Annotated in this window: 1 protein-coding gene; it reads right to left on the bottom strand. The window is 75.3% G+C overall.

Going from position 1 to position 964, the window contains the following annotated elements; genetic code table 11:
- Positions 1–964 (bottom strand): polyketide synthase dehydratase domain-containing protein (locus R6V09_RS53870; RefSeq protein ID WP_317888656.1); only part of this gene is annotated, 964 nt, incomplete at both ends.

The following is a 964-nucleotide window of genomic DNA, read 5'->3' as shown; positions in this document are numbered from 1 at the left end:
GTGTGGAGCAGGTCGTCGACCGGCACCGGCAGCGCGTCGCCGGACACCGGCCGCAGGCGGAGGCCGTCGAGCTCGGCGACGGTGGCGCCGTCGGCGTCGAGGACCCGGACGTCCGCCGTATAGCCGCCCTCGGTCTCCCGCAACCGGGCGCGGCTGAAGCGCACGGTCGACGGATCGCCGGCCAGGTGGAGCCGGTCCACGCCGACAGGCAGCAGGTCGCCGGTGCCGCCCTCGGGCAGAAGGCCCGCCAGACCGTGCAGGCAGGCGTCCAGCAGCGCCGGGTGGCAGCGCAGCAGGGGATGCGGGGGGAGCTGGTCGGGCCACCGGATCACGGCCAGCGCCTCGTCCCCTTCGACCGTGAGGTCGGTGAGTGCGGCGAACCGCGGCCCATGGAACTGCCCCATGGCGCGCAGCCGTTCGTACACCGCGGTCGCCGGAATGCGGCGGCCGGGCGGCGGCTCCGCCACGGGTGCGGACGTGCCGGAGGCGCCGGACGCACCAGTGGATGCGAGGGTCAGACGGGCGGTGGCCTGGACGAGCGGTCGGCCATTCCGTTCCGTGACGATCTCCAGCTCGCCCTCGCCGTCTCCCGTCACCGTCAGCGTGGTGGTGACGGTGACCGGTCGGCCGACCGGCAGAAGGCCGCGGTAGTCGAGGTCTTTCACCGTCACCCGCGCCGGCTCCGTGTCGAAGGCCTCGCAGGCGGCGGCCAGCGCCATCTCGGCGTAGCCGGTGCCGGGCAGGACCGGAACACCGTGCACCTGGTGGTCCGCGAGCCAGGGGAGTCGGCCGGTGTCCAGTTCCGTCTGCCATATGTGGCGGACCGGGGCGCCCGGCAGCCGGATGCCCGGTCCCAGGAGGGGATGGGCGTGTGCCGCCCGGGGCGGGACGGGTGGCCGCTCGTCGGGCCAGAACCGCTCGTGCTGCCAGGCGTACCGCGGCACGTCGGCCAGCCGGCCGGCCG

Source organism: Streptomyces sp. W16, from assembly GCF_033194735.1.
Lineage (GTDB): Bacteria > Actinomycetota > Actinomycetes > Streptomycetales > Streptomycetaceae > Streptomyces.
This window is presented reverse-complemented; position numbering and strand designations above follow the sequence as displayed.